Source organism: Streptomyces sp. NPDC002004, from assembly GCF_053593975.1.
Genome location: NZ_JBSFDP010000052.1, coordinates 1 through 20,288, shown reverse-complemented (window position 1 = coordinate 20,288; position 20,288 = coordinate 1). Strand labels below are relative to the sequence as shown.

Below are 20,288 nucleotides of genomic sequence, written 5' to 3'. Positions count from 1 at the left end.
CCGCCGCCCGCGCGGACGTCAGGCCTTCGTCGCCGCCAGTCTCCGGTCGAGCCGGGCGACCGCGTCCCGGAACGCCCGCCCCAGGCCGGACCGGCCGAGCGTCAGTGCGGCCCTGAACGGTGCCGCGCCGTCCGCGGCGAACGTCCACTGCACGCGGGTGCCCGTCCCGGTGGGAGTGAGCCGCCACTCCTCGACGAGGGCCCGCAGCCCCGGAGCATTGGTCGTGTCGACCCGGTAGGCATAGACCTCGTCGGGCTCGGCCGCGAGGATCGTCTCCATGAAGCGGGTCCCGCCCCTGAGCCGTATCTCGCGGCCCGCGCCGCCCTCGGTGGGCCGGGCCAGCGTCACGGCCGAGAACCACTCGGGCCAGCCCGTCACGTCCTCGGCGAGTGCACGGAACACGGCCCTGGAAGGAGCGGCCACTTCGCGCGCGAACACCAGGCGCAGCGGAGCCGTTTCGACGAAATCGAGCCCGACCGGGCTCAAGCGGCGTGCCATGGAACGGAACCTCCTGGCGGAGAGGCAACCGTCGGAGTCCGTACGAAACCGGAACTCCCGGCGGAGTCGGGCGGTTGACCGAGCACGGTCACCATAGCCGCGCGCTCGTCAGATGTCTTCAGTGACCTCGTCGTACTCGGGCTCGCCGGCCACCACCAGCCGGCGCAGATGCTCCGAGATCTCCGTCCGTGCCCCGGTGGGCAGCCCCGCGTCCGTGACCAGCGTGTCCACCTGTCCCAGCGCGGCGAAGGTGCTCAGCCCGACCGTGCCCCACTTGGTGTGGTCCGCGACCACGACCACACGGCGCGCGGACTGCACGAGCCGGCGGTTGGTCTCCGCCTCGGCCAGATTCGGAGTCGACAGGCCCGCCTCGACCGAAATGCCGTGCACCCCCAGGAACAGGAGGTCGAAGTGGAGACCGGCGATCGCCTGGTCGGCGACCGGCCCGACCAGTGAATCCGACGGGGTGCGCACCCCGCCCGTCAGCACCACCGTGGCGGCACCCTGACGCTGCCCCGAGCTGCGCTGGGCCGAGTGGAACACATCGGCGACGCGCACCGAATTCGTCACCACGGTCAGATCCGGCACGTCCACCAGATGGTGGGCCAGCGCATATGTCGTCGTACCGCCGGACAGCGCGATCGCCGAACCGGGCGCCACCAGCGCCGCGGCCGCCTTCGCGATCTCTTCCTTGGCGGTCAGCTCCAGGCCCGACTTGGCCTCGAAGCCCGGTTCGTGCGTGCTCGCCTCCAGTACCGGCACCGCGCCGCCGTGCACCTTCTCCAGCACGCCCTGCCTGGCCAGCGCGTCGAGATCACGGCGGACCGTCATGTCGGAGACGCCGAGCTTCCGGGTGAGTTCATTGACGCGTACGCCGCCACGACGGCGCACCTCGTCGAGAATCAGGGCGCGGCGCTGCTCCGCGAGGAGGTTCTGATTCTCACTCACGCCCGCTTCGATCCCTTCGATCGGTCCGTTCCGAGGACGTCCTGCGGCCCGCGAGGGGGATCCCCTGCCGGGTCGTGCCGGAAGACGTCTCATCCTCGCATGTGCGACCAGCGGTCGCGCCAGCCCCGTACCTCGTCAGGTGCGCCCCGGGTACGGGTCACACGTATCGGGGAGATTGGGTCACGAAGGGTGTCGACCGCCTCCCGTGAGCGGGATCCTGGGAGCCGCACACGACATGTCCGCCTTCGCGGGGGAACCACAGTGCAGCGTGCAACGGAACACGTCACCAGGGAAGGCCTCGCGGACGACGCGGGCCGCACGGACGAAGGCCGGCGGACGGCGACGGCGGACGGTACGGACCCGGGCGGCCGCGCCGACCCGGGGAGCAGCGCCGACCCGGGGTGCCGCACCGACCCGGCGGGTCCCCCGGGCCAGGGTCCCGGGCCCCGGCCGTGGGCGGACGAGACCGCCCTGGAACTGCTCGTGCACGGTGTCGGCGGCGCCACGCCGCAGGAGATGCTGGGCGACCCGCGGACCGTCCGGGTCACCGGCGACGAGACGGCCGCCGTCTACCGCCGCGCCGACGACGCGGACGCCGAACGGCGCCCCGACGACTACCGCGGCAGGCCCGTCCCCGAGGCGTACGTCTGGTCCAATCTGACCTCGGGCAACGGATCCCGCGCCCTGTGGCTGTTATTGCTGCCCTTCATGGTGGTCAACCTCGCGCACTGGATGCGCCCCACATCGCACCACCGCGCCCGGGCCGTGCGCGGCTACGGCCTGCTCGTCCGGCTCACCGGACTGACCCTGACCGTGCTGCTTGTGGCGGCCGCCTGCGAGGTGGCGCTCGACCTCGTGGCCTGGCAGTGCGCGGGCACCCGCGAGTGCGCTCGCAACCACTCCTGGCTGGCGTTCCTCTCACCCGCCCTGTCCGGCCACGGATGGTGGAGCCAGCCCGGAAGGCGCCTCGCCCTCGCCGCGCTCGTGCCCACCGCTCTCACCGGTCTCCTGTGGTACCTGTCCCACCGCACCTGGAGCGCCTACGAGTCCCAGCAGCCCCTCCCGCACCAGCCCGACCCGGAGGACGAACCCGGGCGCACCGCACTGGGAAGCCCCGGATTCTGGTACGGTCGCCGGCTGGTCGCCCGGCTGCGGGCCGCGCACACATCGGCCGGTCTGCTGACCGTGGCCGCGGCGGTCGGCAGCGCCGCCGCCCGCCGGGACCGGCAGCCGGGCGGCCCCGCCCCGCTCGACCTTCTTGGACGGTGTCTGGAGGCGTCCCTGGTCGTCGGCGCGGCCGTCGTCGTCTGGGTCGTGAGCCGCAGGGGCCGCAGCGAGCGCCGCCCCGACCACGAACTGGATCGCGTGCTCGTGAGGTGCCTGCCGCTCGCCGCGCTGGTCCTGCTCGTCCTGACCCTGCTGTACGCCGGCTGGGCGCGCCCGGACTGGCGGTCCGCCGGACGGCTGCCCGGCGACCCGACGTTCGGCGGCATCGCCCTGGCCCAGGGGTTGCTGGTCGTCGCGCTCTCCCTGGTCGCGCACAGCCTGCAGGGCGAGAGCGGCGATACGCGTACCGCGATGCGGGGCTTTGCGGGTCCCGCCGTCGCGATGCTGGCCTGCGCGCTCGGCGGCGTCATGTCGGGCGGTGTCTCACAGCGGGTGGCCGACTGGCTCGACGGCGCCGCCGGCTCGATAGTCGGCGCACCCGTGCTGCTCACCTGGCAGGCGTCCGTGATCCCTCCGACGCTCGTCGTCCTCGCGGGGCTCCTCGGCTGGCTGGGCCTGCGCACCCGGCAGCGCACCCGTCGCGAGATCCCCGAGGTGCGCCTCGACTACCCGGGAGAGCCCGAGGACACGGTCCGCACCCGCCGAATCGCGGCGGCCCGCGCGCGGGCCGCCCTCACCGACCGGGCACCCCTCATCGTCGGTGTCACCTCCGGGGTCACCCTGGCGCTCGGCGCCGCCGCGCTCGCGGGCTCCTGGAGCACGGCAGAGGTGCCGACGCGGGCCGCCCGGGGCACCTACGACCTCGTGGAGGGCGGTGCGCGGGCCGCGCAGGCGCTGGGCTCCTGGCTGATCGGCTTCGGGTTCATCCTCCTCGTCACCTGGGGGCGCCGTGCGTACCGCGACGCGGCGGCCCGCCGGACCATAGGCATCCTCTGGGACGTCGGCACGTTCTGGCCGCGCGCCGCCCACCCCTTCGCACCGCCCTGCTACGCCGAGCGGGCCGTGCCCGACCTCTCCTGGCGCATGGCCACCTGGACTCGCGCCACGGGCGGCCGGCTCGTCATCTCGGGCCATTCCCAGGGCAGCGTGCTCGCTGCCGCGGCGGCCTGGCAGCTCAGTCCCCCGGTACGCAGACGCGTCGCGCTGCTCACCTACGGCTCGCCCCTGGAACGCCTCTACGGGCGTTGGTTCCCTGCCCACTTCGGGCCGGCGGCGCTGAACGCGCTGCACCGCGACGTGGACTGCTGGCGCAACCTCTACCGCACCACCGATCCGATCGGCGGCCCCGTCCGGTTGCCGGGCTGCGATCCCCAGGTCGACCGCGAGCCGCTCAAGGACCCGCTCGCGTACGGCCGTACGGAGACGCATCCGCTGCCCGCGCCGATCCTCGGGCACTCCGAGTACCAGGCGGATCCGGCCTTCGCCGAGGAACGGGAACGGCTGCTGGCCCGCCTGAGGCCGGGCGTGCCCGGTCAGCGAGCGGGAGGCGACGGCGTCCCGGAGGGCGAGCACGGGGACGCGCCCGCCGCAGGAGCCGGCGCCGAGACAGCGGGCCGGGTGGGGCAGAAGGCTGCCACCGAGAGGACGGCCGCCGATCGCACTGCCACCGAAGGACCCGCCGTCGACGGACCCGCCACTCAGGGAACTGTCGCCGGTGGAGCGGCCGACGGCGGTGGCCCGGTATGACCCGGCCGCGCCCCGAGCAGCCTCACGGCAGCTCCGGCAGGTCCTCCGCGTAGAGCAGCGTCAACTCGTCCGTCGTCGGCTCGTCGAGCTGGGCGACACGGCCGGCATGCCGCTCCACCATGGCCTCGAAGGTCTGCCGCGCGGTACGGCCGTTGCCGAAGGCGGGCCCCTTGGGGAGCGCCGTGAAGTACTTCAGGATCGCCTCGGGGGTGCCGTCGGCGAGCCGGTACTCGTGATCCTCGGCCTGCTGCTCCACGATCCGCAGCAGCTCCTCCGGAACGTAGTCACCGAAGGTGATGGTCCGTGAGAACCGTGAGGCGACACCCGGGTTGACGGAGAGGAAGCGCTCCATCTCCGCCGTGTAGCCCGCGACGATCACCACCACGGAGTCCCTGTGGTCCTCCATCAGCTTCACCAGCGTGTCGATCGCCTCGCGTCCGAAGTCCCGTCCGGAGTCCTCGGGAGCGAGTGCGTACGCCTCGTCGATGAACAGCACGCCGCCACGCGCACGTTCGAACGCCTCCTGGGTGCGGATGGCCGTCGAACCGATGTGCTCGCCGACCAGGTCCACGCGGGACACCTCGACGAGATGGCCCTTCTCCAGCACGCCGAGCGAGGCCAGGATCTCCCCGTACAGTCGGGCGACGGTCGTCTTGCCGGTGCCGGGTGAGCCGGTGAAGACGAGGTGGCGGCGCACCGAGGCCGCCTTGAGCCCGGCCTGCTGCCTGCGACGGCCCACTTCGATCATGTCGGTGAGGGCGCGCACCTCGCGTTTGACGCTCTCCAGACCCACCAGGGCGTCCAGTTCACCGAGCACCGCCTTCGAGGTCCGCGCGGACTGCTGCGACGTCGTGATCAACGGCTCCTGCTCGGTCGCGCGCTGCCCGGGGATCGCGCCGAGCAGCCCCCCGGCCTGTGCGGCCGTCTGCACCGCGGGTTCACGGCCCGCCGGGGGACGCAGCCCTCCGCTCTCGTCGCTCGTGCAGTCCTCGACGACCGGGCCGTCCTCCGAGAACTCGTACCCCCCGCGTGCGCACCGCTCCGTGCGGCACTTCCTCAGCGTCGTACGACAGCCGTCGATGACATGGAAGCCGTACCCGGCGCTGCCCGTCACCCGGCAGCCGTGGAAGGTGCCGCGGCCGCCCGCGGAGACGTAGAAGCCGGCCTCGGCCGGTGAGGTGACCGTGCACCGCTCGATCGTGGGGTCGGCGCCCTTCGTGACGATCACCCCGGTCTGGATGTCGTCGACGGTGCACCCGGAGAGCGTCCCGCCGCTGCCGTGGTCCCGGAACCAGGCACCCGTCGAGGCCTCCCGGATACGGCAGTCGTCGAGCTGCGCGGTGGCGCCGTCGCTCACGGACACCGCCGTGTTGCGCACCTGCGACAGATCGCTGTCGACGACGTCCACGCGGGAGCCCCGGTCGAGCACGAACAGCGCGTCCGGGACGTCCCGCACACGGCACGAGTCGAGCACCGCCGCAGCACCGTCGCTGACCCACACCGCCGGGTAGTCGCCCGTACTGTCGTGGATCTCGCACTGGTTGGCGTCCACGCGTGTTCCGGGATCCCACACGGAGAGGCCGTTGCGTCCGAACCGGCTCACCGTCGTGCGGGTCAGCGTCAGCACGGAACGCGAGCGCAGATCGACCGCGTTCTCCGGAATGTCGTGGATGCGGCAGTCGGCGAGCGTGAGCACGGCGTCCGTGTCGAGCGTGACCCCGTCCGAGGTCGTACGGTGCACGTCGCAGTCGGTGAGGTGGGCGCTGGCCCGTCCGGTGATCTGCACACCGGTGCCCTTGACCTCGTACACCTCGCAGCCGATCGCCTCCAGCGTGGTGTTCTCACCGGTCGCCGACAGGCCCGCCCCCGACGTCTGGTGCACCCGGCACCGCTCCAGCCGCGGATGGGCCGCGGTCCGTGCGGCGACGCCCGCCTGCCCCGCGGCGACGACCTCGCAGTCCTCGAACACACCGCCCGCGCCGTCCAGCACGGCGATGCCGATTCCGGCCGGGTTGTCGATGGTGCAGCGCCTGACCGTCGGGCGCGCGCCCCCGCGCACCTCGATGCCGACGGCGGACCGCGTGACGACGCGTACATCGGCGAGTTCGGGCGTGCCGTCCTCGACGAGCAGGGCGGGAGCGGCCGCGTCCTGACCTTCCACATGCAGGTCCTGCACCACCGCGGAGGCGCGCACGGTGAGGGGCACGCCGTCGGCGGGGGCGATGCGCACCGACCCCGGCGATCCCTCGGGGCCTCGCAGGGTGACGGCGCGCTGGACGACGAGGTTCTCGCGGTAGGTACCCGGGGCGACGGTCAGGACGTCACCGTCGCCGGCGGCCTCCAGGGCTGCGGCGAGAGAGGCGTACTCGCCCGTGCGGCGCCGCCACCGCGACGTGCCGGTGTGCGTCACCTGGACCGTGCCCTGTGCCATGGCGTAGAACTGCCCCCACCTCGTCGTTCGCAGGCTGTAAGGAGTGCCGAAGGGAGTCGAAGAGTGTTCGGCCGGTCCACCGTAGCGTGTGCGGCGACCCTGAGTTCACCGGACCGGAACGCTCTCAGCTGCCCGTACCCGTCCTGCCCCAGTCGGGACCGGCCTTGGCCCACGCCTGGTCCCAACGGGCATACCGCCGCAGGACCATGCGCCATACGACGAGACGCCTGCCGCACTCGACGAGCCCGGCCGCAGTGGACGCCGTACCCAGTCCGGCCAGCACGGCGTGCGTGGTCGCCGTGGCCGAGTCGAGCGGGCGCGCGACGGTCCGGCCGTGCGGGTCGGTCCATATGCCGAAGCGGTCGCCGGGGTGCGGGTTTCCCAGGTCGGAGACCACGGTGCCCCGGTGCCGGGTGCCGTCCGGGGCCACCCAGGCCGCCAGGACGCGACGGTGTGCGTCGCGTGCGCTCGATGTCTCCGGATCCGGGTCCACGGGTGGCTGGTCGATCTTGCGGACGACGGTGGCGGCCACCAGGTGACGGTGATGGTGTTCGGCGCGCACCTCCTGCTGGAGGCTTCCGTCGGTGAGGGTGGCGACGACGATCCCGACCACGGGTATGACGACGGCCATCAGCAGGACGGTGCCGAGCGCCATCCATGCCTCGACGAGATCGGTCGTCCGGCGCAGCGGATTGCGCCGCCAGCGCCAGAGCCCGACGATTGCTCGCATGTCCCCGCCCCCCTTCCGGGTCCGTCATAGCCCCTGGCCCCCGACGCGGGGGCGTGGAGAGGTGAAGAGAGAGCGACATCACCCTTCTCCGGGGCCTCACGGACGTTTCCCTATCCCCTCAACGAGTGTGCACCGCGCAGGGGTTCCCTGTCCGGCGGGTCGGCTCGGACGCCGGGACGGGAGGGGTGCGACCCGAGCCGTGCGCCGGCCCGGAGCGGACACGGGCCGGGGGCTTCGGGGCTGCGGACGCCGCGCGGGGCAGGAGACGCGGGGCGGCGCCGGTCAGTCGAGGACGGTGAGCGGGTCGCCCACCCGGATCGTGCCCGTCGTCTCGGGGACCAGGTTCTGCCCGAAGACGAGTTGGTCGCCGAAGCGGCGGTGGCGGGCCAGGGTGCGCAGCGGTTCCTTCCCGCGCTCGCCGGTCAGCTGGTCGGTCGTGGTCACGACGCAGCGGCCGCACGGCTTGACCACCCGGAAGGTGACCTCCCCGATCGCCACCCGGGCCCAGTCGTCCTCGGCCCAGGGGGCGCTTCCCTCGACGACGGCATTCGGCCGGAAGCGGTTCATGGGGAGTGGGCCCTCGTCGGCATGGTCGCCCTGTGCGATGAGGGAGTTGAGCGCGTCCAGCGAGCCGCGCGTGGTCAGCAGGAGCGGATAGCCGTCCGCGAAGCTGACGGTCTCCCCGGGCAGCGCGTGGCCGGGATCGATGGGGCGGCGGGTGGCCGGATCGTCCATGTGCACGAGCCGTACGTCCGCGTCGAGGTAGTCGCTCCACCACGCGTGCGCCGCCGGAGCCGCGGGGACGGCCTCGACCTTGTCCCGGAAGATCTCCATCGGGGTGGTGTCCCCGGCCTCGGGCACCGCGACCGTCAGGTCCTGGCGGCCGGGCGCGGACAGCCGCATGCCGCCGTCCGGCAGGGGCAGTGCGGCGGCCAGGGCAAGACGCGGCTGCTGGCGCTGGGTGACGACCTTGCTCGCGCCGTCGATCAGCGCCCAGCGCCGGTCGCCCGCAAGTCCCCAGGGCTCCACCACGGCCCGGTCGGGCGCATGCCCCTGCACTGCCTTGAGCGGCTGGACGTGGATCGAGGCAAGCGCGGGATTCGGCATGGGACCATCCTGCCAGTCGGCACCGACGGTCCCGTCGGCCCGCGCTTACTTCGCGTCAGCGCCCGCCGCCGCGCGGCATCAGTAGCCGCGGTACTGGCGGTTGTACGGATCGTCGTACGCCGCCGGAGCGGGGCGCGGAGCGGCCGGGCGCATCGCCTCGTATCCCGTGCCCGCGGCGGGGCGCTGCTGCACGGGCTGCGGGCCCGGGTAGCCGCGCGGGCCCGTGGACTGCTGAGGGATGTACGGCGCGGGGGCCTGCTGCAGCGGCGCGTACTGCTGCTGCGGCGGGTAGCCGTAGTGGGGCTGCGGGCTGGGGGCGGCCGGCAGGGCGGGCAGAGCCGACGGGAGGGCCGGCAGGTAGCTGCCCATGTCGTAGGCGGCAGGAACCCGGATGGGGGCGATCTGCGGGGTGCCCCGCTCTGCGACGAGAGAGTCGTAGATCGGAGTGTCCGGGAAGGACGGCGCGGAGTAGTAACCGCCGCCATAGGTGGAGCGGGGGGAGGTCATGGCACATAAGTTAAGCCCACGATGTGCTGGTTGGGGAGACCGATAAGAGGGTTGTTTTCCGAGCCCGCAGTGACTGTGGATCCCCAATGCGAGCGAACGTGGGAAAAACGGTCGCGAGGCGGCGTTCGGATCCTGTAAAAGACGCCATCCTCGGTGGGTTACCCGGGGTTGACCGGGGGCGACCGGCGATCTTCGAGGCGGCAGCCGCTTCCGGGTAATACGTTGGTCGAGAACCGATCGTCCGGGACGGTCGGCCGTGACGAGTCATGTTGGGGGCGGACATGTCAATGCCGAAAGGGTCGAATGTTCCGGTGGGCGTACCCGCCGTCCGGATCGAATTGGGCTGGCGTTCAGGACCGGGGGTGCCCGACGCCGACGCCTCGGCGCTCCTGCTGGTCTCCGGAAAGGTCCGCTCGGACGGCGACTTCGTCTTTTACAACCAGCCCGTGCACCCGTCGGGCGCGGTGCGGCACGAGGGGAAGCGCCACGACGCCGGTCAGGTGACCGACGTCCTCCTCGTCGACCTCGCGCGCCTGGAACCGGCGGTCGAGCGGGTCGTCCTGGCCGCGTCCGCGGACGGCGGCACGTTCGGGCAGGTGCCTGGACTCTTCGTCCGGGTCTCGGACGCGGCGGACGGCACCGAGATCGCGCGCTTCGACAGCACGGACGCGACGGTGGAGACGGCGTTCCTCCTCGGTGAGCTGTACCGGCGGCAGGGGACCTGGAAGTTCCGGGCCGTGGGCCAGGGGTACGACCGCGGACTCGAGGGCCTCGCCACCGACTTCGGCATCACGGTCGACGAGCCGCAGCACACGGCGTCCCCCGCCCCCGTGGCTCCCGCGCCCACCCTGCCCGGGACGGCCCCCGCGCCGCCGGGCTCCGCGGCTCCCGGTGTGCCGCCCGCCGCGGCGACCCGGGTGCCGCCGCCCGCCCCCGCGTCAACTCCGGAGCCGGCGGCCCCCGCCCCGGTACGCCTCACCAAAGTCACCCTTACGAAGGAAGCGCCCGCCGTCTCGCTGACGAAACAGGGCGGAACCTCCGGAGCCATGCGCGTGAACCTCAACTGGCAGGTCCGCAAGCAGTTCACGGGGTGGGGCAGCAAACGCGGCCGGTCCTTCGCGACACACGGCGACCTCGATCTCGACCTGTGCGCCCTGTACGAGCTCTCCGACGGCCGCAAGGGCGTCGTCCAGGCCCTCGGCAACGCCTTCGGCGCGCTGGACCGGCCCCCGTACATCCACCTCGACGGCGACGACCGCACCGGCGCCGTCGAAAGCGGCGAGAACCTCACCGTCAATCTCGACCACAGGAACGACTTCCGGCGCATCCTGATCTTCGTGACCATCTACGAAGGCGCCCGTTCCTTCGCGGATCTGCACGCCACGGTCACCCTGGAGCCGCAGCACGGCGCGCCCGTCGAATTCTTCCTCGACGAGTGCACGGTCCCCTCGACGGTCTGTGCGCTGGCTCTGATCACCCGCAGCGGCGGCGACCTGGTGGTGCAGCGCGAGGCGCGCTACCTCGTCCCCGAGCGCGGTGTCAGCCCCCAGCGCACCGTCGACCACGCCTACGGGTGGGGCATGAACTGGACCCCGGGCAGGAAGTGAGGGCCGGCGCCCACCGCCGCGGGGGCGCCGTTCATCGCTGCTCGGGCGCCGTCTCCGGCCGCGCGTAGGTGCGCCCTTTCCAGGCCGCGCCCCGCCCCCGGTAGTGCTGCACCGCGGAGTCCACCGTCATCAGGAGGTACAGGAACGCGGTGCACGGCAGCAGTGGGGCAAGCAGCAGCGGCTGCCCGTAGTAGCGCAGCATGGGCATGTACGTCGCCGCCATCACGAGCCAGGCGGCCCCACCGACGACGGCATGGCCGGCGCTGCCCGTGACCAGTCCGGCGACGAGTGCGGCCGGCGGGACCAGGTAGACGAGCGCGAGTCCCGCCACGGTCCCGGCCAGCAGCAGCGGGCTGTGCCGAAGCTGGGCGTACGCACTGCGCGAGACCATCCGCCAGAGGTCGTGCAGACGCGGGTAGGGACGCACGCTGTCGACACGGTCGGCGAGCCCCAGCCAGAGGTGACCGCCGGTGCTCCGCACCGCACGGGCCAGCGACACGTCGTCGATCACCGCGTGCCGGATGGAGTCCGGCAGCCCTGCCCGTTCGGCGGCCTCCGTCCGCAGCAGCATGCACCCGCCGGCCGCGGCGGCCGTCCGTGACCCCCGGCGGGCGACCCGGCGGAACGGGTACAGCTGCGCGAAGAAGTACACGAACGCCGGGACGACCAGCCGCTCCCAGAAGCTCTCCACACGCAGCCGGGCCATCAGCGAGACCAGGTCGAAGCCGCCCGTGCGGGCCGCCGCGACGAGCTCCTGCAGACTGTCCGGCGCATGGGCGATGTCGGCGTCCGTCAGGAGGAGGTATTCGGGGGTACGCTCGCGGGCCAGCCCGATTCCATGGCGCACCGCCCACAGCTTGCCCGTCCATCCAGCGGGCGGCTCGCCCGGTGACGTCACCGTGAGCGGCAGCCCTCCGTGCCGCGCGGACAGGGCACGCGCCAGCTCGCCGGTGCCGTCCGAACTTCCGTCGTCGACGAGGAAGACCTCGGCCCGGCCCGGATAGTCCTGGCCGAGCAGGGACGGCAGACTCCGGGGCAGCACCGTTGCCTCGTCCCGCGCGGGCACCACGATGCCGACGGACGGCCACCGCGACGGCGGTGTGCGTCGTGGCAGGCGCACATCCGTGCGCCAGAAGAAGCCCTGCCCCAGCAGCAGCCAGAGCCACACGGCCAGCGATGCGACGGTGATCCACAGGGCGGTGTCCACCCGCCGCAGTCTGCCCCACCCCGGGGGCCGTGACGGGCGGATCGTCTAAGGTGACCGGGTGAAGATCGCGCTCATGGACTCCGGAATCGGACTGCTGGCCGCGGCCGCCGCGGTACGGCGCCTGCGGCCCGATGCCGACCTCGTGCTCTCGTCCGACCCGGACGGCATGCCCTGGGGACCGCGCACACCGGAGGACGTCACCGAGCGTGCCCTCGCCGCGGCCGAGGCCGCCGCCGCACACCGTCCGGACGCACTGATCGTGGCCTGCAACACGGCCTCGGTGCACGCCCTGCCCGCCCTGCGCGCCCGCCTCGAACCGGACCTGCCCGTCATCGGGACCGTCCCGGCGATCAAACCCGCGGCGGCGGGCGGCGGCACCTTCGCCATCTGGGCGACCCCGGCCACCACGGGGAGTCCGTACCAGCGCGGGCTGATCACGGACTTCGCGGGCGGCGCCGACGTCACCGAGGTGCCCTGCCCGGGGCTCGCGGACGCGGTCCAGCAGGCAGACGAGAGCGCCATCGACGCCGCCGTCGCCGCGGCCGCCGCACGGACCCCGCGGCATGTCGGTGCCGTCGTCCTCGGCTGCACCCACTACGAGCTCGTCGCGGAGCGCATCCGGGCCGCGGTCCGGCAGCCGCGTACGGCCGACGAGCCGGCCGAGTGGCCGCCGCTCGTGCTCCACGGGTCGGCCGGAGCCGTCGCGGCCCAGGCCCTGCGCAGGATCGGCGCGGCACCGGCCCCGCAGGCCCAGGCCTCGGGGGGCCTGACCGTGTTGCTGAGCGGCCGTGATTCGGAGCTGCCGCCCGCCGCGCTGGCCTACGCGGAAGGCATGCTGCTCTCGGCGGTCAGCCCCGTACGCTGAGGACACCCCCCGGCCGAGGTGTGCCGAATCGTTCAGCCCTGGCGCGGCCCGCGAGGGCGCGAACGGCACGGCCCGGTCCCGTCCCCTCGTCCCGCTGGATCTCCGGGGCGCCGCACGTCGCGCCGGTGCGCGGGGACCCGCCGCGCCGTCCGGGGGCGCCCGAGACCGTCGCCCGGCGGAGTCACGCTCCGCGATCCGGTGCCTTCACTGGGAAACATGAGTACCCTCATTCCCATGAGGGACCACGCCCATGGTCGGCGGGGCACCATCAAGGCCCCCACCAGCGTCTGGACCGGACGGGCGACCAACCGCGCACAGTGGCTGCTCGCCCTGGCGGGCGCCGCCTGTCTGGCTCTCGGTGTCGAGCTCGCCGTCGAGTCCACATGGAACAACGGAGTCGTCGCCCTGGTCATGTCCGTCGTCGGGTGCATCGCCGCCGGCCTGCTGGTCCTCTTCGGAACCCTTGCCTTCGTCCATGTCGCGGTGACCGTCGACCAGACCTGCCTCACGGTGCGCTGCGGCCACATCGGCCTGCCCCGTCGGCGCATTCCCCTGTCGCATGTCGTGGGAGCGGACTTCGCGCCCCGCGTCACCCCGCGCCAATGGGGTGGCTGGGGCTACCGCTGGCTGCCCGACAAGGGCACGGCCGTCGTCGTGCGGCGCGGCGAGGGGCTGGTGCTGCGCCTGGGGGACGGCCACTCCTTCACCATCACCGTGGACGACGCGGAGGCCGCGGTCCGCATCATCCGTGACCGACTGCACCTTGCAGGACCCGGCACCCTGACCTGACCCGATGGGGCGGCCCGATGCGGCCGGGCACGGGTGGTCCGGCAGGCCGGGTGTCGTGGCAGGCACGGTGATCGGTGCGTTCCGGCTCCGCCCCGGATCCGCGTCGGACACCGGAGGCACGGGCGCCGCTATGCCCCGAGACCGCTGTGCGATCGCGGGCGCGCCTCCTCCGGCTGCGGCGCGGGCTCGTGCCCGAGCGGCCGTGCCGTGGCCAGCCCCGCGAGGAGCCCGGCGCCCGCCGTCACCGTGGTGAAGCTCAGCGCGTTGCCCATGGAGGCGATCGCGACGAGCGCCGACAGGGCGGCCCCCGCCGTGAGGACGACCGGCGTGGGACGCGGCGAGCGCCACAGCGCGCAGAAGACCCAGCAGAAGACGGCGCAGAGCAGCGCCAGCCCCACCAGCCCCTGTTCGGCGGCCTGCTGCAAGGGCGCGGAATGGGGTTTCCCGTCCGTGAGGAGGGTCTGCGCGACCGTCGGGCTCAGCTCCTCGAAGCGCCCGGGACCGGCGCCGAGCACCGGGTTCCCGCGCGCCATGTCCACCGCGTCCCGCCAGAGCAGCACCCGATGCCCGGTGAGCGGCCCCTCCAGGGACGCGCTGGGACCCGGGGGAAGCATGTCCGCGGCGACCGCCCACACCGCCGTCGTCGCCAGAGCCGCCACCAACGCGAGTCCGGCCAGCCCCAGTGCTCTTGGCCGCATCCGCGCCGCGGCCAGGGAAAGGAGCAGCACTCCGGCACATGCGGCCAGCCCGGACAACGATCCCATGACGCCCGCCGCCCCGGCGACGCCGGCCGCGAGCAGGCAGAGCAGCAGCCGCGACACCGTGCCCCGGGCGCCCCATGCGGCGCAGCAGGCGGCCCCGGCCGACAGGGCCAGCAGCGCCGCCGTGGCACCCTCGTGGCCGAGCGGGGCGACCGTGTCGGGCAGTGGGGTCATCCGCGGGGCCAGTGCGGCGAGCGCCACTCCGCCGATCGCGGCGGCCCCGGGCGCCCCGACCGGCAGCAGGGCACCCGAAATACGGCCGCAGGCGTACCCTGCGGCGGCCGCGAGGACCGCCAGCAGCACGCCCTCGGGTCGGCCGTCGCGCGCGGCGGCGCTCACCAGCGACCACACCGCACAGGCACCGAGGAGCATCACGCCGGTCACGTCGAACGCGTTGCCGCTCATGTCCTCGGCCGCTCGTCCGGACCCCGACGCCCTCCCTGAAGAATCCACCCGCCGCCCCCCGACCTATGACGGGCCCCGATCGCCCCGGCCGGACAGGCCGCACGTCAGGGACTCGGGCACACCGTAATGGGTGCCGCACCGATTTGTGGATGAGTTGCGCAGGAACGATGCTGCAACCGTGACGGCGCCCGTCGCCCCCGGGGCCGGGACAGTGAGGGGCCAATCCGCCGGAGCTGTCGGCGGCCAGGTCACGCGCCGTACACTCCCCGGGTGACCGTCACCGCATCCTCCGTGGACGAAACGGAACAGCTCGCCCCGCAGCCCGTGACCGCCTCACGCAGGCAGGCACTGGCGCGGCGGCTCCTTCCGGCCGTCGTGGCGGCACTCTCCGGAGTGCTGCTGTACGTCAGCTTCCCGCCGCGCACCCTGTGGTGGCTCGCACTGCCCGCCTTCGCGGCCTTCGGATGGTGCCTGCGGGGCCGCTCGTGGAAGGCGGGGCTCGGTCTCGGCTATCTCTTCGGCCTCGGCTTTCTGCTGCCGCTCCTCGTCTGGACCGGAGTGGAGGTCGGCCCCGTCCCCTGGCTCGCCCTCGTCGCCATCGAGGCGGCGTTCATCGCGCTGGTGGGTGCGGGCGTCGCGTGCGTGTCACGGCTGCCCGTGTGGCCGCTGTGGGGGGCCGCGCTGTGGATCGCGGCCGAAGCGGCTCGCGCCCGCGTGCCGTTCGGGGGCTTCCCCTGGGGCAAGGTGGCCTTCGGACAGGCCGACGGTGCCTTCCTGCCGCTCGCCGCGCTGGGCGGCACTCCCGTCCTCGGCTTCGCGGTGGTGCTCTGCGGCTTCGGGCTCTGCGACATCGTCCGCCAGGGCCTCGAGGCGCGCAGCTCGGGTGTCGTACGCAGGGGGGCCGCCGTCGCGGCTGTGCTGGCCGTGGCCGCCCCCGTCGTGGGCGCCCTCGCCGCGCGCGGGCTCGTCAGTGACACCGCCGAGCACGGCACCGCGACCGTCGCCGTCATCCAGGGCAATGTGCCGCGCGCGGGATTCGGCTTCAACGCCCAGCGGCGTGCCGTGCTGGACTACCACGCACGGGAGACCGTGCGGCTCGCCGAGCGGGTGAAGGCGGGCAAGGTGGCCCGCCCCGACTTCGTGCTGTGGCCGGAGAACTCCTCCGACATCGATCCCTTCCACAACCCCGACGCGCGGGACGTGATCGACGGCGCGGCCAAGGCCATCGGCGTGCCCGTCTCCGTGGGCTCCGTCGTCGAGGACGACAACGGCAAGCTCTACAACGAACAGATCCTGTGGGACCCCGAGAAGGGGCCCGTCGACACCTACGACAAGCGGCAGATCCAGCCCTTCGGCGAGTACATCCCGCTGCGTTCCGTGGTCGGCTTCTTCAGCAGCGACGTCGGCATGGTGCGACAGGACTTCAGCCGCGGCTCCAAGCCCGGCGTGTTCACCATGGCGGGAGCCGAGGTGGGTCTCGCCACGTGCTACGAGACCGCGTTCGACTGGGCCGTGCGCGACACCGTCACGCACGGCGCGCAGATGATCTCCGTGCCGAGCAACAACGCCACGTTCGACCGCAGCGAGATGACGTACCAGCAGCTCGCGATGTCCCGTGTCCGAGCCGTCGAACACAGCCGCACCGTCACCGTGCCGGTGACCAGCGGGGTCAGCGCGGTGATCATGCCCGACGGCCGGGTGGTGCAGAGGACGGGCATGTTCGTCGCCGACTCCCTTGTCGCGAAGGTGCCGCTGCGCACCTCGCTCACCCCGGCCACCCGGCTGGGAGTGCTTCCCGAGGGGCTGATCGTGCTGCTCGCGGCCGGCGGTCTCGGCTGGGCGATGACCTCGGCCGTACGTGCACGGCGCGGCGCGCCCACCGAGGAGTCCGCGGACCGCGACGCCGCCCCCCGTGAGCAGGACTCGGCCCGGCAGGCCTCCGAGGCGCAGGCCTCCGAGGAGCTCGCCGACCGCTAGGCGGGCGCCCTGAGGCGCGGCGGACGTGGGGCACGCTGGGCGCGCCGTAGCAGGGCGGAAGCACGGAGGGACGACGGACGCGCCGCGACACGGCGCGCCACCGTGGACGCGAGGAAACGTCACCGGAGGGCCATTAGGGTCGGGGCATGGCTACTCCCGACTTCATCCGTGAGATCCGCGCCACCGCAGGACATCAGCTGCTCTGGCTCCCCGGGGTCACGGCCATCGTGTTCGACGACGACGGCCGTGTCCTGCTGGGGCGGCGCAGCGACACCCGCAAGTGGTCCGTGATCGGCGGCATGCCCGAGCCGGGCGAGCAGCCCGCGGCCTGCGCGGTGCGCGAGGTGCACGAGGAGACGGCAGTGCACTGCGTGCCCGAGCGCGTCGTCCTGGTCCAGGCCCTCGACCCGGTGACCTACGCCAACTCCGACGTCTGCCAGTTCATGGACATCACCTTCCGGTGCCGGGCCGTGGGCGGCGAGGCCCGGGTCAACGACGACGAGTCGCTGGAGGTCGGCTGGTTCGACGTGGACGCGCTGCCGGCGCTCAACGAGTCCGACGTGTTCCGGATCAAGCAGGCCCTGGCTGACGGACCCACATGGTTCGACCCCACGACTTCAGTGTGAAGTGTGTTTGCTGACCATATGGGGAGGGGGAGGGGCGCTGCCTAGGGTCGATCCATGACCGCGCCTCGCCCCTCCGCCCCGCGCTTCCACGCCCACCCTCTCGACCTGGCCGGCCGGACCGCACTCGTCACCGGCGCCGCGAGCGGGATCGGCCGGGCCTGCGCCCTGCGTCTCGCCGCGGCGGGCGCCAAGGTGCGCGCCGTCGACCGGGACGCCGAGGGCCTCGCCACACTCGCGGACGAGGCCACGGTACTGCCCGGTGGCGTCGAACCCCGGGCCCTCGACCTCACCGACCTGGACGCCGCAGAAGCGGCTGCCGCGGGCACCGACGTCCTGGTCAACAATGCGGGACTCCAGCTCGTCCGCCCCATCGAGGACTTCCCGCCGGACGTGTTCCACACCGTCCTCACGGTGATGCTGGAAGCCCCGTTCCGGCTCATCCGCGGCGCGCTGCCGCACATGTACGGACAGGGTTGGGGGCGCGTCGTGAACATCTCGTCGGTGCACGGCCTGCGGGCCTCCGCGTACAAATCCGCTTATGTCGCCGCCAAGCACGGGCTCGAGGGCCTGTCCAAGACGACCGCCCTGGAAGGCGCGCCGCACGGGGTCACCTCGAACTGTGTGAACCCCGCCTATGTGCGCACCCCCCTGGTCGATAAGCAGATCGCCGACCAGGCCGCCGCCCACGGCATGACCGAGGACCGGGTCGTCACCGAGGTCCTGCTCCGGGACAGCGCGCTCAAGCGGCTCATCGAACCGGACGAGGTCGCCGAGGCCGTCGCCTATCTCTGCACCCCGCAGGCGTCGTTCGTCACCGGCACATCGCTGGTCCTGGACGGCGGCTGGACCGCCCACTGACCTGCCCCGTCACTGCCGACCGCCGTCCGCGGAGTTGTCCACAGGGCTGGCGGGGGCGGCAGCCGGCCGGGTAATCCTGATGCCCATGAAGCGCGATCAACCGCAGGCCGCCTTGCGCTCCGCCGACAGCGCGGAGGCGCCGTTCCTGGAGCTCCTGGCACGAGGAGCGTCGGCCGACGCCTACGAGCAGCCGGTCCTGCTCGCTCGGGCGGACGGACAGTCGGCCGCGCGGATGGCCGCGCTGGAGCACGCCAAGCACCTCGCGCTGCGCGTGCGCACCGAGATGGAGGGCAGACGGCGTCGCGAGGCGGAGCTGTCCGCGTTGTTCGAGACCGCGCACGACCTCGCCGGGCTGCGCGACCTCGACGCGGTGCTGCGGGCCATCGTGCAACGCGCCCGGTCGCTGCTCGGCACCGACGTCGCGTACCTGAGCCTGAACGACCCAGCTGCGGGGGACACCTACATGCGGGTCACCGAGGGTTCGGTCGCGGCGCGGTTCCAGCAGCTGCGGCTCGGCATGGGCGAGGGCCTCGGCGGTCTGGTCGCCCAGACCGCCCGGCCCTATGTGACCGCGGACTACTTCAACGACGCCCGTTTCCAGCACACCCGGAGCATCGACGCGAGCGTGCACGACGAGGGTCTGGTCGCCATCCTCGGCGTGCCGCTGACACTGGGGGCCCAGGTCATCGGCGTGCTGTTCGCCGCGGACCGGCGCGCCCGGGTCTTCGAGCGGGAGCAGATCGCCCTGCTCGGATCGTTCGCCGCGCTCGCCGCCGCGGCCATCGACACCGCCAACCTGCTCTCGGAGACGCGCGAGGCGCTGGCCGGCCTGGAACACGCCAACGAGATCATCCGCGACCGCAGCGGCGTCATCGAGCGGGCGTCCGACGTCCACGACCGGCTCGCCGAACTGGTGCTGCGCGGCGGTGGGGTCCACGACGTGGCCGCGGCGGTCTCCCAGGTCCTGGACGGCGCGGTCGAGTTCGCGGAGGTGGACGCGGCGCCCGCGGCGGCGCTGGAGGCCTCGCGTGAGGAGGGCCATGCGGTACGCCACGGTGACGACTGGGTGACGGCGGTCGCGGCCGGCGGGGAACTGCTCGGCGCACTGGTCCTGCGCGGTCACCCCGGACTCGACCCGGTCGACCAGCGCACCCTGGAACGCGCGGCCATGGTGACCTCGCTCCTGCTGCTGGCCCGGCGCTCGGCCTCCGAAGCCGAACAGCGGGTCCGGGGCGAGCTGCTGGACGACCTGCTCGACGCGCGTGGCCGGGACCCGCGCCTGCTGCGGGAGCGCGCGGCCCGGCTGCACGCCGACCTCGACGCCACGCATACGGTGCTGGCCGCCCGGCTGGCGTCGGTGCCCGGTGACGCCGAGTCCGAGGGGGACGCGCGCAGGCGTCTCTGGGCGGCGGCCTCCCATCTGGCGGCGACCCGGCACGGCCTGGCGGCGGTCCGGGACGGCGGCACGGTGCTGCTGCTGCCTCTGCACGGATCCGACACGGCTGCGGAAGCCGCCCGGCGCACCGCCAAGCACCTGGGCGCGGCCGTCCACGAGCCGGTCACCGTCGGCGCATCCGCCCCGGTAGGGGCGCTCGCCACCGACTCCGGCACGCTGACCGCCGCGTACGCGGAGGCCCGGCGCTGTCTGGACGCCCTGCGGCTCGTCGGCCGCGACGGCGAGGGCGCCGCGGCCGACGACTTCGGGTTCCTGGGACTGCTGTTGGCCGAGAGCCGCGACGTCTCCGGATTCGTCGACCGCTGCATCGGCGAGGTCGTGGCCTACGACCGGCGGCGCGGTACGGAACTGGTCCGCACCCTGGACGCGTACTTCGCCTCGGGCATGAGCCCCGCCCGGACCAAGGACGAGTTGCACGTCCACGTCAACACGGTCGCCCAGCGTCTGGAGCGGATCGCCCGGCTGCTCGGCCCCGACTGGCAGAGTCCTGCCCGCGCGCTGGAGATCCAACTGGCGCTGCGGCTGCACCGGTTGTCGGGTGCGATGGCCCGCTGACTGCGGTGGCGGCCCGGGAGCCGGGCCCCGGAATGGACCCGTCGGCCC

Annotated in this window: 16 protein-coding genes; 8 read left to right on the top strand and 8 right to left on the bottom strand. The window is 73.3% G+C overall.

Annotated elements, in window-relative coordinates; all coding sequences use genetic code 11:
• Positions 1–18 precede the first annotated feature (18 nt).
• Both ACWCP6_RS35115 and ACWCP6_RS35110 read right to left on the bottom strand, forming a co-directional pair.
• Complete coding sequence (locus tag ACWCP6_RS35115; RefSeq protein WP_450936697.1) at positions 19–498, bottom strand: SRPBCC family protein; 480 nt, start codon at positions 496–498, stop codon at positions 19–21.
• Between the two features lie 108 nt (positions 499–606).
• On the bottom strand, positions 607–1,446 hold the full coding sequence (locus ACWCP6_RS35110; RefSeq protein ID WP_450936696.1) for a DeoR/GlpR family DNA-binding transcription regulator: 840 nt from the start codon (positions 1,444–1,446) through the stop codon (positions 607–609).
• 516 nt (positions 1,447–1,962) lie between these two features.
• Between ACWCP6_RS35110 and ACWCP6_RS35105 the strand changes: the two genes are divergently transcribed.
• Complete coding sequence (locus tag ACWCP6_RS35105; RefSeq protein ID WP_450936708.1) at positions 1,963–4,359, top strand: hypothetical protein; 2,397 nt, start codon at positions 1,963–1,965, stop codon at positions 4,357–4,359.
• 22 nt (positions 4,360–4,381) lie between these two features.
• Here ACWCP6_RS35105 and ACWCP6_RS35100 read toward each other — a convergent pair whose 3' ends face one another.
• The 4 genes from ACWCP6_RS35100 to ACWCP6_RS35085 form a co-directional block, all read right to left on the bottom strand.
• Complete coding sequence (locus ACWCP6_RS35100) at positions 4,382–6,790, bottom strand: right-handed parallel beta-helix repeat-containing protein (protein WP_450936695.1); 2,409 nt, start codon at positions 6,788–6,790, stop codon at positions 4,382–4,384.
• Between the two features lie 124 nt (positions 6,791–6,914).
• Positions 6,915–7,520 carry an Rv1733c family protein gene (locus ACWCP6_RS35095; protein WP_450936694.1) on the bottom strand — a complete coding sequence of 202 codons (606 nt, stop codon included), beginning with the start codon at positions 7,518–7,520 and terminating at the stop codon, positions 6,915–6,917.
• A gap of 282 nt (positions 7,521–7,802) precedes the next feature.
• Entirely contained in the window at positions 7,803–8,627 is an 825-nt protein-coding gene (locus ACWCP6_RS35090) for an MOSC domain-containing protein (protein ID WP_450936693.1), read from the bottom strand.
• Between the two features lie 78 nt (positions 8,628–8,705).
• Entirely contained in the window at positions 8,706–9,134 is a 429-nt protein-coding gene (locus ACWCP6_RS35085) for a DUF6643 family protein (protein ID WP_450936692.1), read from the bottom strand.
• Positions 9,135–9,415: 281 nt separating this feature from the next.
• On the opposite strand from ACWCP6_RS35085, the gene ACWCP6_RS35080 reads away from it, so the two are divergent.
• Positions 9,416–10,741, top strand: coding sequence for a TerD family protein (locus ACWCP6_RS35080; protein WP_450936691.1), 1,326 nt, complete (start codon positions 9,416–9,418; stop codon positions 10,739–10,741).
• A 31-nt stretch (positions 10,742–10,772) separates the two neighbouring features.
• Here the strand turns inward: ACWCP6_RS35080 and ACWCP6_RS35075 are convergent, their stop codons facing one another.
• Positions 10,773–11,948 carry a glycosyltransferase gene (locus ACWCP6_RS35075; protein ID WP_450936690.1) on the bottom strand — a complete coding sequence of 392 codons (1,176 nt, stop codon included), beginning with the start codon at positions 11,946–11,948 and terminating at the stop codon, positions 10,773–10,775.
• A gap of 58 nt (positions 11,949–12,006) precedes the next feature.
• Between ACWCP6_RS35075 and ACWCP6_RS35070 the strand changes: the two genes are divergently transcribed.
• Together ACWCP6_RS35070 and ACWCP6_RS35065 are read left to right on the top strand one after the other, a co-directional pair.
• Positions 12,007–12,813 carry a glutamate racemase gene (locus tag ACWCP6_RS35070; protein ID WP_450936689.1) on the top strand — a complete coding sequence of 269 codons (807 nt, stop codon included), beginning with the start codon at positions 12,007–12,009 and terminating at the stop codon, positions 12,811–12,813.
• Positions 12,814–13,047: 234 nt separating this feature from the next.
• On the top strand, positions 13,048–13,602 hold the full coding sequence (locus tag ACWCP6_RS35065) for a hypothetical protein (protein ID WP_450936688.1): 555 nt from the start codon (positions 13,048–13,050) through the stop codon (positions 13,600–13,602).
• A 128-nt stretch (positions 13,603–13,730) separates the two neighbouring features.
• On the opposite strand, the gene ACWCP6_RS35060 is transcribed toward ACWCP6_RS35065, so the two are convergent.
• On the bottom strand, positions 13,731–14,768 hold the full coding sequence (locus ACWCP6_RS35060) for an O-antigen ligase family protein (RefSeq protein WP_450936687.1): 1,038 nt from the start codon (positions 14,766–14,768) through the stop codon (positions 13,731–13,733).
• Between the two features lie 270 nt (positions 14,769–15,038).
• Here ACWCP6_RS35060 and lnt point away from each other — a divergent pair, with 270 nt between their 5' ends.
• From lnt to ACWCP6_RS35040, 4 genes are all read left to right on the top strand, one after another.
• A complete protein-coding gene (lnt, locus tag ACWCP6_RS35055; RefSeq protein WP_450936686.1) occupies positions 15,039–16,745 on the top strand; it encodes an apolipoprotein N-acyltransferase in 1,707 nt (568 codons plus the stop codon).
• A 146-nt stretch (positions 16,746–16,891) separates the two neighbouring features.
• On the top strand, positions 16,892–17,371 hold the full coding sequence (locus tag ACWCP6_RS35050; RefSeq protein ID WP_450936685.1) for an NUDIX hydrolase: 480 nt from the start codon (positions 16,892–16,894) through the stop codon (positions 17,369–17,371).
• A 54-nt stretch (positions 17,372–17,425) separates the two neighbouring features.
• Positions 17,426–18,229: a 3-hydroxybutyrate dehydrogenase gene (locus ACWCP6_RS35045; RefSeq protein WP_450936684.1), complete on the top strand. Its 804-nt coding sequence runs from the start codon at positions 17,426–17,428 to the stop codon at positions 18,227–18,229.
• 85 nt (positions 18,230–18,314) lie between these two features.
• Positions 18,315–20,240 (top strand): helix-turn-helix domain-containing protein, encoded by a 1,926-nt coding sequence (locus ACWCP6_RS35040; protein ID WP_450936683.1) that lies wholly within the window; start codon positions 18,315–18,317, stop codon positions 20,238–20,240.
• Positions 20,241–20,288: the final 48 nt, after the last annotated feature.